The sequence below is a fragment of the Psychroflexus halocasei genome (assembly GCF_900107595.1).
Classification (GTDB): Bacteria; Bacteroidota; Bacteroidia; order Flavobacteriales; family Flavobacteriaceae; genus Psychroflexus; species Psychroflexus halocasei.
Map to the genome: position 1 here is coordinate 339,530 of NZ_FNQF01000001.1, position 14,484 is coordinate 354,013.

13 protein-coding genes are annotated in these 14,484 nt (G+C 34.1%); 2 read left to right on the forward strand and 11 right to left on the reverse strand.

All coding sequences use genetic code 11. The features are described 5' to 3' along the window. Nucleotides 1–21 precede the first annotated feature (21 nt). Both hemH and BLV84_RS01495 read left to right on the forward strand, forming a co-directional pair. Nucleotides 22–1,041: a ferrochelatase gene (hemH, locus tag BLV84_RS01490; RefSeq protein ID WP_093238420.1), complete on the forward strand. Its 1,020-nt coding sequence runs from the start codon at nucleotides 22–24 to the stop codon at nucleotides 1,039–1,041. 3 nt (nucleotides 1,042–1,044) lie between these two features. Beyond that, on the forward strand, nucleotides 1,045–2,406 hold the full coding sequence (locus tag BLV84_RS01495; protein WP_093238423.1) for an MATE family efflux transporter: 1,362 nt from the start codon (nucleotides 1,045–1,047) through the stop codon (nucleotides 2,404–2,406). A gap of 39 nt (nucleotides 2,407–2,445) precedes the next feature. On the opposite strand, the gene BLV84_RS01500 is transcribed toward BLV84_RS01495, so the two are convergent. The 11 genes from BLV84_RS01500 to BLV84_RS01550 all read right to left on the reverse strand — a co-directional run bounded on the left by BLV84_RS01500 (nucleotide 2,446) and on the right by BLV84_RS01550 (nucleotide 14,482). Continuing rightward, complete coding sequence (locus BLV84_RS01500) at nucleotides 2,446–3,072, reverse strand: carbonic anhydrase family protein (protein ID WP_093238788.1); 627 nt, start codon at nucleotides 3,070–3,072, stop codon at nucleotides 2,446–2,448. A gap of 225 nt (nucleotides 3,073–3,297) precedes the next feature. Continuing rightward, on the reverse strand, nucleotides 3,298–4,059 hold the full coding sequence (locus BLV84_RS01505; RefSeq protein WP_093238426.1) for a tetratricopeptide repeat protein: 762 nt from the start codon (nucleotides 4,057–4,059) through the stop codon (nucleotides 3,298–3,300). Nucleotides 4,060–4,061: 2 nt separating this feature from the next. Continuing rightward, entirely contained in the window at nucleotides 4,062–5,828 is a 1,767-nt protein-coding gene (locus tag BLV84_RS01510) for a BatD family protein (protein WP_093238429.1), read from the reverse strand. Nucleotides 5,829–5,833: 5 nt separating this feature from the next. Beyond that, nucleotides 5,834–6,742: a tetratricopeptide repeat protein gene (locus tag BLV84_RS01515; RefSeq protein WP_234953063.1), complete on the reverse strand. Its 909-nt coding sequence runs from the start codon at nucleotides 6,740–6,742 to the stop codon at nucleotides 5,834–5,836. Further along, nucleotides 6,726–7,775, reverse strand: a complete 1,050-nt coding sequence (locus tag BLV84_RS01520; RefSeq protein WP_093238435.1) for a vWA domain-containing protein — start codon at nucleotides 7,773–7,775, stop codon at nucleotides 6,726–6,728. The genes BLV84_RS01515 and BLV84_RS01520 overlap by 17 nt, the downstream gene beginning before the upstream one ends. After that, nucleotides 7,775–8,779 (reverse strand): vWA domain-containing protein, encoded by a 1,005-nt coding sequence (locus BLV84_RS01525; RefSeq protein WP_200796245.1) that lies wholly within the window; start codon nucleotides 8,777–8,779, stop codon nucleotides 7,775–7,777. Before BLV84_RS01525 ends, BLV84_RS01520 begins: the two co-directional genes overlap by 1 nt. Continuing rightward, nucleotides 8,769–10,421 (reverse strand): hypothetical protein, encoded by a 1,653-nt coding sequence (locus BLV84_RS01530; protein WP_093238441.1) that lies wholly within the window; start codon nucleotides 10,419–10,421, stop codon nucleotides 8,769–8,771. Before BLV84_RS01530 ends, BLV84_RS01525 begins: the two co-directional genes overlap by 11 nt. Next, nucleotides 10,418–11,281: a DUF58 domain-containing protein gene (locus BLV84_RS01535; RefSeq protein ID WP_093238444.1), complete on the reverse strand. Its 864-nt coding sequence runs from the start codon at nucleotides 11,279–11,281 to the stop codon at nucleotides 10,418–10,420. Before BLV84_RS01535 ends, BLV84_RS01530 begins: the two co-directional genes overlap by 4 nt. A gap of 54 nt (nucleotides 11,282–11,335) precedes the next feature. Continuing rightward, the gene (locus BLV84_RS01540) at nucleotides 11,336–12,340 is read right to left on the reverse strand and encodes an AAA family ATPase (protein ID WP_093238447.1); all 1,005 of its coding nucleotides are present in this window, start codon (nucleotides 12,338–12,340) and stop codon (nucleotides 11,336–11,338) included. Nucleotides 12,341–12,521: 181 nt separating this feature from the next. Next, complete coding sequence (locus tag BLV84_RS01545) at nucleotides 12,522–13,730, reverse strand: murein hydrolase activator EnvC family protein (RefSeq protein WP_093238450.1); 1,209 nt, start codon at nucleotides 13,728–13,730, stop codon at nucleotides 12,522–12,524. Then, on the reverse strand, nucleotides 13,727–14,482 hold the full coding sequence (locus BLV84_RS01550; protein WP_093238453.1) for a lipoprotein insertase outer membrane protein LolB1: 756 nt from the start codon (nucleotides 14,480–14,482) through the stop codon (nucleotides 13,727–13,729). Before BLV84_RS01550 ends, BLV84_RS01545 begins: the two co-directional genes overlap by 4 nt. Nucleotides 14,483–14,484: the final 2 nt, after the last annotated feature.

Here is a 14,484-nt window from a genome sequence, read left to right on the forward strand (position 1 = left end):
TGTTTGTAAAAAAATGAAGAAATGAAAGGAGTTTTACTTGTAAATCTAGGTTCTCCGGCGAGTACAGATCCTAAGGATGTCAAATCTTATCTTGGTGAGTTTTTGATGGATGAAAGGGTGATTGATTTGCCTTATTTGTTACGAACGATTCTTGTAAAAGGCATCATCTTGAATACGAGACCTAAACAATCTGCCAAAGCTTACTCAAAAATTTGGTGGGATGAAGGCTCACCTCTTATTGTTTTATCCGAAAAACTACAAGATAAAGTTAATCAAGAAACAAGTGTTCCCATCTCACTTGCCATGCGTTATGGTGAACCTTCAATGAAAAATGGATTACAAGAACTTTATGACCAAGGCGTCACTGAAGTTTTGTTAGTTCCACTTTATCCGCAATTTGCTATGGCAACAACTGAAACGATTATTGTTTTAGCTGAACAATTACGTGATGAATTTTTCCCAAAAATAGATTTTACAGTTGTTCCACCTTTTTATAATCATCCTGACTACGTCACTGTTTTATCAAGAAGTATTATTGAAGAACTGGAAAAAATTGATTACGATCATTTACTTTTCAGTTATCACGGCGTTCCTGAAAGACACATTAGAAAAAGTGATATTACAAATAGCCATTGTAAGATTGATGGAAGTTGCTGTCAAACACCTTCAAAAGCTCATCAATTTTGTTACAGACATCAGTGCTATGAAACAACGCGTTTGGTTGGAGAAAAACTGAAGCTAAAAGAAGGCACATTCAGTACAAGTTTTCAATCGAGACTTGGTTTTGACCCATGGTTAAAACCTTACACAGACAGAACTGTTGAGAAAATGGCTCAAGAAGGCATAGAGAAAATTGCCGTTGTCACACCAGCATTTGTTTCTGATTGTTTAGAAACACTTGAAGAAATAGCGATGGAAGCTGATGAAATTTTCAAAGAGAATGGAGGTACAGAATTTACTTTTATCCCATGTATTAATGACAGAGAAGATTGGGTGAAAACGCTCAGTCGATGGATTGATGAATGGGCATTATCAAAATAAATTATGGCGAGAGTCAACGCCGAAAAGCTGGGGACAGAACCGATTAGTCAATTATTAATCAAACAATCTGTTCCCGCTTCAATAGGCATTTTAGTGATGTCAATCAATATTTTGGTTGACACTATTTTTGTAGGAAACTGGATAGGACCAATTGCAATTGCTGCGATTAATGTGGTTTTACCAGTTTCATTTTTTATAGCTGCGCTAGGAATGGCGATCGGCATTGGTGGTGCATCTGTTATTTCTCGTGCATTAGGCGCTGATTTAAAAGAAAAAGCTCTTAAAACATTTGGGAATCAAATCAGCATCACCTTACTTATCACATTAAGTACAATGGCGCTTGGCTTGATTTTTATGAACACCCTGATTCCTGCTTTTGGAGGAAAAGGTGATATTTTCGAACCTGCAAAGATTTACTATCGTATTGTTGTTATAGGTGTCCCTATTCTTGCTTTGACAATGATGGGGAATTCAGTAATTAGAGCTGAAGGTAAACCTAAGTTTGCCATGATTGCTATGATTATTCCATCCATTGGTAATTTGATCATGGATTACTTCTTTATCAACGTCTTTGATTGGGGAATGATGGGTGCTGCATGGGCAACAACAGGTTCATACATTCTGTGTTTACTTTATATTATTTACTTCTTCATGTCAAGTAAATCAGAATTAAAACTCCGTTATCAAGATCTTGGTTTTGATGCTAATATTTTAAAAGAAATTGCAAGTTTAGGTTTCGTCACGATGGCAAGACAAGCTGTTGTTAGTTTGATTTATCTCATCTTAAACAATATTTTATTTAAACTTGGCGGTGAAAATTCAGTTACAGTTTATGCCATTATATCACGTATGCTAATGTTTGCACTCTTCCCTGTGCTTGGCGTGACACAAGGCTTCTTACCAATTGCAGGATTTAATTATGGTGCTAATAAAAGTGAACGCGTCCGCGAATCAATTAACAAAGCCATATTATACGCAGCTGGATTAGGTTTGCTGGTGTTTGGGTTGATCATGTTCTTTGCGCCAGAAATAGCAAGTGTCTTTACACAGGATGCTGATATTTTAGAAAAAACACCTTCTGCAATGCGTTGGGTTTTTGCTGCAATCCCAATTATTGCTTTACAATTGATTGGTTCAGCTTATTTTCAAGCTATCGGAAAAGCTAAGCCTGCATTTTTCTTAACATTATCAAGACAAGGTTTCTGTTTTATTCCGCTTATTTTAATATTACCTAAATTCTATGGCGAATTTGGCGTGTGGATTTCCTTTCCTTTAGCAGACATCTTATCAACGATAATTACAGCGTTTTTCCTTAATCGAGAGATCAAAAAAAACCTTTTAAATAAAAAAAGCACTATTTCCTAAAACAGTGCTTTTTGAAATAATATCATTAGTTTGATTTCTTTATATCAATTTAATTTCTCCTGATTTTAAATAATATACACCACCAACAATTTTGATCACGCCAGAATCTTCTAACTTTTGAAGGACTGGACTGTTTTTTCTAATTTTATCAATGGTTAATTCTACATTCTTAATCACAACAGACTGAACATATGCTTTATTTTTTGACGATTGTTCACCTTCAATGTCACCAATTGCTTCAATGGCTGGCTGAATATTATCAAGCATTGCAGTCATCGTTCCAAATTTCACTTGGTCACAAGCAGCAGAAATTGCGCCGCAAGATTCATGACCTAACACAAATATCAACTTACTTCCAGCAATTCCACAAGCAAATTCCATACTACCAATAATATCAGAATTAGCAAAATTACCAGCAATACGCGCAACAAAGACGTCACCCAAACCTTGATCAAAAACAGTTTCAACAGGCACACGACTATCAACACATGATAACACAATTGCCTTTGGGCTTTGCCCAGTTACAGCCATCGTTTTCTGCGCGTTATAATCTCTTTCATGCGAGTCGTCTTTGATGTATCTTTTATTTCCTTCCATCAAATCAGATAAAACCATTTCAGGTGTTAACTTGCTTTGTTCTTCTTTAGTAATTATCTTATTAATCATGTTTGGATTTTTTAAACTGTTTAGCTCTTTAGAAAACATGTTTTTCATAAAAATGTATCTCTAAGTAGACTTAATTATGAATGTGAACAATCTAAAGTTCTAAAATTAAATAATCGTCAACAAAAGTATTTTATAAATTTAAATTGACAATCAAGTTTCTAATAAAATTAGAAACTTGATAAAGATTTTCTGATTTTAAATTCAAAAAAGCTGACAATGAATTATTTACTGAATTGTTTTATAATTTGCGTTTCGCATCCAAACTACAGTTCCATCAGGAAGTTTGATTTCTTGAAAATTATTAAACTTAGAAAGCAATTCAACTTTGGTTCCTTCGTGAAGTGTCAAAACAGCCTCATTTCGTTGGTTTGGCTCTGAGAAAACTTCTATTTCATCATCAAAAAGAATCGCATAATCTTTACTCAAGAAAGTTTCTGATAGCCTATTGGCTTGCCAAAAACTCAAACTTGCCAAGATTAAGGAAATAAAAAAGAGACTTAAACCCAAACGCTTAAATTTAGATTCACTTTTAAACAAATAAAGAACAAAACTCAACGCCATCAGAATAACGAAAGTAACAACGAGATAAGCCCATTGATCAACGCTTAGTAAATGATTGAAACGGTTTATTAACTTTTGAAAATCTGAAATTTCTACTTTAGAAAACTGATCGATCGTCATATTTTCTGCATACTTCAGGTTTTCCTGAACAAACTTAGCATTTGGTTTTAATGCTAAAGCTTTTTCATAAGCGTAAATAGCTTCGGCAAGTTTATTTTGCTTAATGTAGGCATTCCCTAAGTTGTAGTAAAGCTCAACAGATGTTTGTCCTTCATCAATTATGGAATTATATAAATTTTCAGCAAGTTCATATTTTGCATTGTTATAAGCTTGATTTGCTTTATCAAAATTTTGAATAGCGTTTTCCTGAAATCCAAAAGTCAAACTCGTCCAACAAAAGACAATGATTAAAATTAATTTTTCCATTTTCAAATTTGTTTATCAATCTTAGAAATCAATACACTTGACTTTTTATAATCTTCCTCCATTGAATGGCTTTCTGCAGAAGCATAACGGGCTAATTCGCATTTCTCAATCATTGACATCATCGCTTTTAAATCAGCTTTGTCAACAGATTTATCTTGTAATCTTATTTTTAAATTCTCTTTGGCTAATTCATGCGTTTTAATGCCAAGCTTAGCTTTTAAAAACTTGTGTAAAGCCAACTCTAAGTTTGTATAAAAAATTTCTGGCTGACCTATTGATGATTTCGCTTCAGAAAGATATTTTTTAGCTAATCTGTCTAAATGTTTATTGGTTTTGTTTTTCGAATCTGTTTGAAACAATCCACTTTTTCTAAAAACCAAAAGAAAAGGAATCATCAAAGTGAATACACCCACTAAAATCCAGAATAAAGTTGACTTAAAAAAAGGCGTAGACTCAATGGATTTTAAGTTTGTTTCTGGACGTATGAAATTGAGTTGTGTGATGTCGCTCACATAATTTTTGTTCTGTTCATTCATCTGAACTGTGTCAGTAGAATTTGTAGATGTTGTTGCGACATTTGGATTGGCTTTAACATCAAGACTGATAGCCTTAGAATTAATCGTTTTATAAGCCTCAGCTCTTGGATCAAAGTAAGTAAAACTCAACGGATTAATTTTAAACTGACCAGGCGTGTTTGGCACTAAAGTGTATTTATCTTTCACTTCACCATACATTCCACTTACACTTGTTTTGACATTTTCAGTATGTTCGGGATCATAAGATTCAATCGCAGAGGGAAATTTAGGTTTTGGCATATTCATCAAGGATAAATTTCCTTTACCAGAAATAATCACATCATAATTGAGAGATTCAGTTGCTAAAAGTTCAGTTTTATTTGTTTTTACATTGAGTTCAAATTCACCAACTGCACCAGAGAAATCAATAGGCTTACCTTCTTGAGGCAGGCTTTTCACGTCAACAGTTTTACTTTTTGCAGAAACTGTTTTTTGAGCAATGTCATACAATCGACGTCCAAAAAAATCTCTTTTATTGGAAGGTACTTCAACTGAAATATCTAATGAAAGTGGTTCGATAACTAGCTTACCCGTTTTTTGAGGATACAAAACAGTTCGTCTTAACTCAACATAACGGTAAGGATTTCCGCCGTAAGTTCCCTCTTTAACTTCTTGACGTTTTAAATCTATATTTTGACTCCAAAAACCATTGTATTTTGGTTCATCTAAGCTCTGCCAGTTTCTGACATTAGTGGTCGGACTCACATAAAGCTTATAAACTACGGAGATGCCTTCGTTGAGGTATGGCTTATAATTACTGACTTCAGCAACCAAATGAATTGCATCTGACAAATCGATTTGATTGCCAGTTCCATCTCCTGGGTTATCAACGGCTGAAGTCACCTCAATAGGTATTGGTGAAGTTTTATAAACCTGACCATCAACTTCAATTTCTGCTTGTCCAACTTCTAATTTTCCTTTTTTGGTAGGTTGAAGGAAGTAAGTATAGGTTTTAGAAAATGAGCTTTTCCCGTTCACCCATGTTGATTGAACAGACTGATTTGGTCCAGCAATTTTTCTGAAATTATTGAATGAAGGCGCTCTAAAATTGTCACCATCGTGATTGACAGTAAACTCAATTTTAACGCGTTCATTAATTCCCATTTTATCGCGGCTTGATTTAGCCACAAAACTCACTTGTGCAAACACTGAGGAGCATACAAGGAGATTTAAAAATAGAATTATATTTTTCATTTTAATTACCAATCTTTTTCTGTTTTAACCTTTGAACCTTTTGCTTTTTTGGCATTTATTTTTTCTTGAATTTGGTCTTCCTGATTTTCTATTGCTTTTAATAAACGCTGAACTTGCTCAGGTGAAAGCTTTCCTTTTTGAGGCTTTTGTTGTTCCTGTTCACCTTTATCTTTATTGCTTTTATTCTGTTCTTTATCTTTTTTGTCTTGCTGATCTTTTCCTTCTTCCTTTTCATCAGACTTATCTTTATTCTGATCGCCTTCATCTTTATTTTCTTGATCTTTCTGATCGCCTTTATCTTTTTGATCTTCGCTATCGCCGTCTTTATCAGAATCTTTGGACTTGTCTTCTTGGTCTTGATCCTGATCTTGATCTTTTTGTTGATCTTGATTTTCTTGTTTATTATCATCGCCGTCTCCTTTGCCATCATTCTTCTCATTCTTTTGCTTTTCTTTGGCTAAAGCATAATTGTAACGTGTTTCTTCATCATTAGGATTATTTCTTAAAGCATTTTTATAAGCTTCAATGGCGCCTTTATAATTTTCTTCTTCCATTAAAGAATTACCAAGATTATGATATGCCTTATGAATCAAATCTTTATCGTTCGTGTTTTTTATCGCCTCTAAAATACGTCTGCGAGCAGCAGGAACCTCATCATTATCTAAATATAAATTACTGAGATTATAGGTTGCCGTTGAATTATTTCCTGTTTTGGCTAAAGCTTGACGATAAGCCGCCTCTGCCTCAGCAAAATCACCAGAAACAGCTTTTTCATAAGCCTCAGATAATAGTTTTTTATCCTCTTTTCTTAATTCAGGTTTATCTTGCTGCTGTTGCCCTTTTGAATGTTTTGAAAACATTAAAAAAGAAACTGTCAAAACCAAGTATAAAAGTTGTTTACTTCTTTGCATCATCCTTGTCATTAAATAAATTCAACCTTTGTATCCAGTTTGTTTTTTTATCGAAAACGAACATATCTAATATGAGCAAAAGAATCGCTAAACCTAAAAACCATTGATATTGGCTTTTAAAATCAGCGTATTGTTTCGATTCAAATTCTGTTTTCTCTAATTCATTGATATTGTCAAAAATCTGATCGACCACTTCTTTTGTATTCACGCCGTGCATATAATCTCCATCAGTAATTGAGGCAATTGTTCTTAAAGTGTTTGGATCCATTTTGGTAATGACCGTTTCACCATTTTTATCTTTTTTATAAGATTGCGTTTTACCTCTTTTTTTGATCGGGATTGGTGCTCCCTTTTCTGAACCTAATCCGATTGTGTAAATCTTAATTCCTTTTTCTGCGGCTTTTTCACTGATGGCTTCAAGGTTGCTTTCGTGATCTTCACCATCGCTTAAAATTACAAGAACTTTATTTGTTTGATCTTCATCATTAAAATAAGTTGTTGCTAAATCAATCGCTTGGTTAATGGCCGTTCCTTGACTTGAAACCATATTTGTGTTCATGGTTTTCAAAAAAGTTCGTGTTGTTCCATAATCAGTTGTGATTGGTATTTGTGGGAAAGCACTTCCTGCATAACCAATTAAGCCAACACGATCACCTGCGAGTTTATTAATAACTTGATTCGTGATTTGCTTGGCTTTTTCAAGTCGATTGGGAGCAATATCTTCCGCCAACATACTTTTGGAAACATCAAGCGCAAAAACAATATCGATGCCTTCACGTTTTACCGTTTCTATTTTGGTTCCTGCTTTCGGGTTGACAAGCGCAACCGTTAAAGCAATGATCCCTAAACTAATAATTAGCAGTTTTAATAAGGGTTTACCTTTAGAGAAATCTGGTGCTAAATAGTAAAAAAACTTTGCTTCAGCGAACTGAGCTTGACGTTTTTTCTGCCATAATGCATAAACCCAAAACACCAAAAAGAGAATTGGAAGCAGAGCTAAAACCCAAAAATAATATGTTTCTTCAAGAATATACATTATACAAAACTTCTAAATACTGTAAATTTCAACAATTGTTCTAAACAAATAAGACCCAAACCTATGAGGATTAAAAGTCTAAATTTCTCATCATAATTGTAATATTTAAATTCCTCAACTTCTGATGTTTCTAATTTATCAATTTCATCATAAATTGATTTTAACTTCTCATTATCTGTTGCTCTAAAATATTTCCCACCTGTTTGCTGAGCAATGTCCTTTAATAAAGCCTCATCAATTTCAACCTTAACTTGGCGATAAACATAACTTCCATCTCCACGAACGGCGACCGGTGACAGTGCTTCTCCATTCGTTCCTATCCCAATAGTATAAACTTTTGTATCGTATTCAAGTGCCAATTCAGTTGCTGTCACAGGATCGATAAAACCTGAATTATTAACACCATCTGTTAAAAGAATAATGACTTTACTTTCAGCCTCACTTTCTTTAAGCTTATTGACAGAAGTTGCCAATCCCATTCCGATAGCAGTTCCGCCTTCAATAAGGTCGTTAAACTCAATCCCATCAATCGCTTTTAAAGTGATTTCTTTATCACTTGTAATCGGTGTTTTGGTATAACTTTCACCTGCAAAAATTGTAATACCAAATCTGTCATTTGGTCTTTGATTTACAAAATCTTTTGCCACTTGCCTTAAAGCTTCAAATCGATTTGGCTTTAAATCTTTTGCCAACATACTTGCAGAAACGTCAACAGACATGACAATATCGATTCCTTCAGATTTTTTTACTTCAGTTGATTCGTCAACTTCTCTTGGTCTTGCCATCGCAACGATAAAAAAGCAAAGCGCTGCTATACGTAACACCAATAAGAAAGGACGCAGTTTAGCGAGTAAACTTTGCTGACCCTGAAATGCTTTTGTACTTGATAAAAGCAAGCTTGAGTACTTCTTTTTATGACTCAAAACAGCCCATAAAATGAGTAAAGGAATGACCGTTAAAAGCCATAACCATTGCGGATGTTCAAATGTGAGATTAGCGAACATTGGCATCAGGTTTTTCAAATTCAACTGAATTGATGATACGCTCCGTTATCGTTTCAGCGTATTCATCTTCTGCGTTATAGATAATTGTAATTTGCTGATAACGCCCAGCAAATCCAAAGTTTAAAATTTGATAATTCTTTTTGATATCGTTTTGTGTAATCGGGTTTTTAATCGCAAAACTTCCAAAAACTTTCACACCTTCAACACCTTGATAAGTTTCAAAGTTTTCATTCTTCATCAAAATATTATAAGCGCCTTTTTCTTCTAAATTCTGATAAACGCCTTCAACTGCTTTATCTAAATCAAAATCAACTTCTTTTTCAAAAGAAACCTGACTTAACACCACAAATAAATTAGAATAAATACTTCCTGAAGCAAAGGTTTCTTGCTTTGAAGCTTGTACAGTTTTGATACCTAAGCTGTCTAAATTTTGACGTATGAGAACTTCTGGCGTTGTAATCTTCACAGCAGGAACTGAATACTCACTTGTGATCCAATCATTTTCAAGCATAGATTTGCTTTCGTTACCAAAAACATTGTCTCTCACATAATCAAACCCTTTTGTAGCAACTAAAGATGAAACACCTAAAATAAGAAGTAAAACACCAATGGCAACGCCTGCTATTATTTTTTGTTTTTTACGCTTTTGTCGCAATTGCTCCTGATAAGCTCTATCTTTTCGTTTCTCTTCAGCTGTTGGTTCAGGAATTGCACTTTGTACATGCTTAATAAACTTTTCAATGTCTTTACGATAAGCTTTTAAACTAATGACATCAGGTTTTTGTCCTGCAAATTTTGAGAAATCGGCTTGAACTAATATCTTTTGATAAGTCTCTAAATATTTCTCTTTGAAGTTAACTTTCTTGTCTTCCTTTTTTTGATAAAGCACTTGCATCAATTCGCTGGACGTGTACTCCATTGCACGAACCTCAATTTTTTCATCTAGGTAACGGCGACTGATGTTTGTCAATTCAGTGATATAATCTTTAAGCTGTCGGTTCGCGATTAAATCAGATTGATCTAATTTTTTTAAGGAAACTTGCGCTTGCTGATAAGGCGGTAATCTCTTTTTAGAATGGTCTATTTTCTTTTTGTATCTAAAATAAATGAAAGCAAGAAGAATTATTAAAGCAATGATACCCAACGCCCACCAAAACCATTTTGGTAATTGGAAAGGTTTTTCAATGCCAATTTCACGTTTGATTGGATACAGTTTTTGTTTCGTCGTATCAACTTCAATCGAGGCGACACTTAATTTGATACTGTCGGTTAAAAAAGATTTTTCATTAATTTTTAATAACTGAGGCGGAATTGTGTATTGACCAGAATCGAACTGAGTGAGTTTGTATTTCTTTAAAAGCTTTAAATTTTTGTTTTTTAAAAAAGTAGTGTCAATTTTTAAGTCTTCAACCATTTCCATAGGAACAAAACTTTGCTCTTTAGGAAAAATAACTTGATCTGTTTCTAAAACACCTTCAACTGAAATGCTGTAGGAAATTTGTTCACCTATTCGCATTCGAGATGTATCGATTTCAGCTTTAACATTTTGAGAAAAAGCATCTGAAAAACATAAAAACATCAGACAAGTCAATGTCAAATGTTTTACCGATAAAATCGAAAAATGTTTAAACCTTTTTATCATCTTTTTTTAAAATATGCTAATAATTTCTTGACATAACTTTCATCAACGCGGCAATTCATGTAACCAGAACCGCTTAATTTAAATGCGCGATAAAAATAATCAACCTGATCTCTATATTGTTTTTGGTAGATTTCTTTTACACTTGCTGACGAAGTATTCACCCAATTGAATGCTCCAGTTTCAGCATCTTTCATTTGTACCAAGCCTAAACTCGGTAAACTTTCTTCGCGTTCATCATAAACTCTGATGCCAGTCACATCATGTTTTTTAGCAGCAATTTTCAATTTATGCTCATAAGTATCATCCATAAAATCGGACAACACAAAAACAATCGCTTTCTTTTTGAGCATGTCAATCATATATTTGAAAGCTTTGCCTAAATCTGTTTTTTTATTTTGAGGTTTAAACTCTATCAATTCACGAATAATTCTCAATACATGAGAACGTCCTTTTTTGGGTGGAATATACAGTTCGATTTGATCTGAAAACAGCATCAAACCAATCTTGTCATTATTTTTGGTGGCGGAAAAAGCGAGTGTTGCTGCTATTTCTGTAATGATGTTATCTTTAAAATCAGCTTTAGTCCCAAAGGAGTTAGAAGCAGAAACGTCAACAAGAAGCATCATTGTTAACTCGCGCTCTTCTTCAAAAACTTTCACAAAAGGCTCATTATATCTCGCTGTCACATTCCAATCAATGCTACGCACATCGTCACCAAATTGATATTGACGAACTTCGCTAAAAGTCATTCCGCGACCTTTAAACGCAGAATGATATTCTCCACCAAAAACATTATCGCTAAGGCGACGTGTTTTGATTTCGATTTTGCGAACCTTTTTTAGTAATTCTTTAGTTTCCATAAAGTGAAAAAATTGACATCTTAACTCAAAATAACGATTGGGAAATCGTCACTTTTACGGCACTTCAATCTCGTTAATCACTTTGTTGATGATATCTTCTGTTTTGATATTTTCAGCTTCAGCTTCATAAGTAATTCCGATTCTATGACGTAAAACATCATAAACAATAGCACGCACATCTTCAGGAATCACATAACCGCGACCTCTGATAAAAGCATAACATTTTGCAGCAGTCGCCAGGTTAATACTTCCACGAGGAGAAGCACCAAAACTAATCAGCGGCTTAATCTCTTCTAAACCATAACGTTCTGGATAACGTGTTGCAAAAACAATATCAAGGATGTAGCGTTCAATTTTTTCGTCCATATAAACCATACGAACCGCTTCTTGCGCTCTTAAAATTTGATCGAGAGAAACAACAGGTTGAATTTCGTCATAAGTGCCTTTTAGGTTAGCTCTTACAACCAACTGCTCTTCTTCGAGTTTTGGATAGTCGATCACAGTTTTCAACATAAAACGGTCAACTTGTGCTTCTGGTAAAGGATAAGTTCCTTCTTGTTCAACTGGGTTTTGAGTTGCCATCACTAAAAAAGGTGGCTGTAACGTAAAACTTGTATCACCAATTGTGACTTGCTTTTCCTGCATAGCCTCTAGTAAAGCAGATTGCACTTTAGCTGGCGCACGGTTGATTTCATCTGCAAGGACGAAATTTGCAAAAATCGGCCCTTTTTTAATACTGAAATCGTTTTCTTTAATATTATAAATCATCGTTCCAACAACATCGGCTGGCAACAAATCTGGCGTAAATTGAATACGACTAAAATCTCCTTTGACCGCTTTTGATAATGTATTAATCGCCAATGTTTTGGCAAGACCAGGAACACCTTCCAGCAAAATGTGGCCTTTCCCTAGCAATCCAATTAATAGGCGCTCAATCATATGCTTTTGTCCAACGATAACCTTGTTCATTTCGTTGACTAATAAATCAACAAAAGCACTTTCTTCTTTCACTTTTGCATTGATAGTTTCAATATCAAGTGCTGCATTTTGTCCTTCCATAATCAGAATTTCTTATAGACGTATAAGTTCGTTTTATTACAATCTCGCGCAAATTCAAAAATAAATTGATTTTGCGTTGTTAATAGGAGGTTAAAAATAAAAAAATGGAGAAATAATTATGCTTATTTTATCAAAAAAGACAGAATTCTCTAAAGTAATTGGGAAATTGATGTTCTCGCATTTACATTTTGTAAATCCAAAGTTCAGGATTAAGTTTTTTCAAGTTCTTAAAAAGCTGAAAAAACAATGTTGTTTTTCCTGATGAAGGGTTTTTACCTACACGGCCAATATCCTGGTTTCTAAAAACAGTATCACCTTTTTCCACATAAACTTTGTCTAAGTTATTGTAAACCGTGATATAATCACCATGACGAATCATCACGGCAATATTTGCTCCAGGAATTTTATTGATTTGGCTGACTTCACCTTCAAAAATAGCACGCGCATTGCTGTGCTTTTCAGTATCAATTCTCACACCATTACTTTCAATCATTGTAGTTCTCACAATCGGGTGCCGGTGCTTACCAAATCGCATAGAAACAATACCTGAAGTTACTGGCCACGGTAATTTGCCTTTGTTTTTAGAAAAATCTTTTGCTAAAGCTTTTGCCTCTGGTGTTAATTTAAAACGGGTTGTTGATTTTGACCCAGATTTTGCATTTTCACGTGCGATGGCTTCCTTAATTAAACGTTCAATTTCTTGATCAATTTTAGCGACTTGCTTCTGCTTATCCTTGATTTCACTTTTGAAATCTTTTTCTTTAACTTTAACTTGCGCTAGTAAAGATTTTAAATTCTTTTGATCAGAAACCAATTCACTTTTAGCCTTTCTGTTTTCGGCTAGAATGCTCTCTTTTTCTTTGCGCTGTTTGAAAAGCTCGTCGTTTAAAGCTTGTAGTTCTTTAGTTTTAGCCTGAATTTCTTCACCTTGTTGCTTTCTGTAATTCGCGTATTGCTTCATATACTGCAAGCGTTTATAAGCTTGAAAAAATGACTCGGACGATAGCAAGAACATGATGCGGTTTTGTTGATTGTTACTGCGATAAGATTCCTGAATCATCAAACCGTAATCTTCTTTAAGGTTGGATAAATCTGTTCTTAACCTATCAATTCTATTTGCGTTTTCGTTGATGTTTTGTGTAATTAAGTTTGCTTCTTGGTTGTAAACGCGCACCAACTTTTCGACAGAAGTAATTCTTAATTGAATTTCTTCAACTTCCTCTAAAAGTGATTTTTCTTTTTGTTGAGTAGAAACAAGAATCCTATTGATTTCAGCAATCTCTTTCTGTATTTCTTTACGTCTGGTTTCAAGTTCAGCTTTAGTTTGTGCAAAAATGCCAGTTGTTGCAGTTAAGAGTAAAAAGAAAATAAAAAACCTCAATTTAATCATAGCTTAGCTGGTTTATAAGACGATGGTACTGAATAAGGAAAACTTAATTTTTGATTTAAACTTCTCGATTTGTAATCCAATTTGATTTTAACCAAATCATCATTTTCTTTGGCTAAAATAACAATCTCATTTGGGAAGTAGTTATTTTTATCTTGTCTGTAATCTTTATAAAAAACTTTCAAATCTCTGTCTTGCTGACTCAAACCTTGCTCAGCTAGCAGAAAATCAGAAGCTGAGATTTTTGCTGTAAAAATCAAAAAATTCTGAAGTTCACTGATGTTTAAATATGCATTTTCTGAGTAATACATGTGTTTTTTCTTTAAAGGCTCTAAATTTCGACCGATCAAGAGGTTTTGTATTTGCTCAAAATCGATTTCTAAACCTAAATATTCCTTCGCGATTCGGAAATCACCATCAAAGTATGTCTTGTCTAACTTTTCGTAATACTGAACTTTTTCAGGAGTGATTAACACTTTAGCAACAGAAACAAGTCCCATCACTTTTGCGCTCAGCCAAATTTTTTCATCTTTCAAAATGCGGTAATTAATGCTTAAACTCTGTGCGTCCTTTTCACTTTCGTATGAGACTTTCATCTTTCCAGAAATGCTTTCAAAGGCTGGCGAATTCTTTTCAAAGTTCTTTAAAGCAACACGTTCTGAAACTGGTTTATCAAGATCGGATGCTGCTTTTTTTGTACCACACGACGTCAGCACAAAAGTAAAAACAAGGATAAAACTGATATATTTTCTCATAG

Coding starts and splice junctions, on each gene's coding strand:
- BLV84_RS01500 (WP_093238788.1), bottom strand. CDS start 3,072: ATGATTAATAAGATAATTACTAAAGAAGAACAAAGCAAGTTAACACCT.
- hemH (WP_093238420.1), top strand. CDS start 22: ATGAAAGGAGTTTTACTTGTAAATCTAGGTTCTCCGGCGAGTACAGAT.
- BLV84_RS01550 (WP_093238453.1), bottom strand. CDS start 14,482: ATGAGAAAATATATCAGTTTTATCCTTGTTTTTACTTTTGTGCTGACG.
- BLV84_RS01505 (WP_093238426.1), bottom strand. CDS start 4,059: ATGGAAAAATTAATTTTAATCATTGTCTTTTGTTGGACGAGTTTGACT.
- BLV84_RS01545 (WP_093238450.1), bottom strand. CDS start 13,730: ATGATTAAATTGAGGTTTTTTATTTTCTTTTTACTCTTAACTGCAACA.
- BLV84_RS01540 (WP_093238447.1), bottom strand. CDS start 12,340: ATGGAAGGACAAAATGCAGCACTTGATATTGAAACTATCAATGCAAAA.
- BLV84_RS01510 (WP_093238429.1), bottom strand. CDS start 5,828: ATGAAAAATATAATTCTATTTTTAAATCTCCTTGTATGCTCCTCAGTG.
- BLV84_RS01520 (WP_093238435.1), bottom strand. CDS start 7,775: ATGTATATTCTTGAAGAAACATATTATTTTTGGGTTTTAGCTCTGCTT.
- BLV84_RS01530 (WP_093238441.1), bottom strand. CDS start 10,421: ATGATAAAAAGGTTTAAACATTTTTCGATTTTATCGGTAAAACATTTG.
- BLV84_RS01515 (WP_234953063.1), bottom strand. CDS start 6,742: ATGATGCAAAGAAGTAAACAACTTTTATACTTGGTTTTGACAGTTTCT.
- BLV84_RS01535 (WP_093238444.1), bottom strand. CDS start 11,281: ATGGAAACTAAAGAATTACTAAAAAAGGTTCGCAAAATCGAAATCAAA.
- BLV84_RS01495 (WP_093238423.1), top strand. CDS start 1,045: ATGGCGAGAGTCAACGCCGAAAAGCTGGGGACAGAACCGATTAGTCAA.
- BLV84_RS01525 (WP_200796245.1), bottom strand. CDS start 8,779: ATGTTCGCTAATCTCACATTTGAACATCCGCAATGGTTATGGCTTTTA.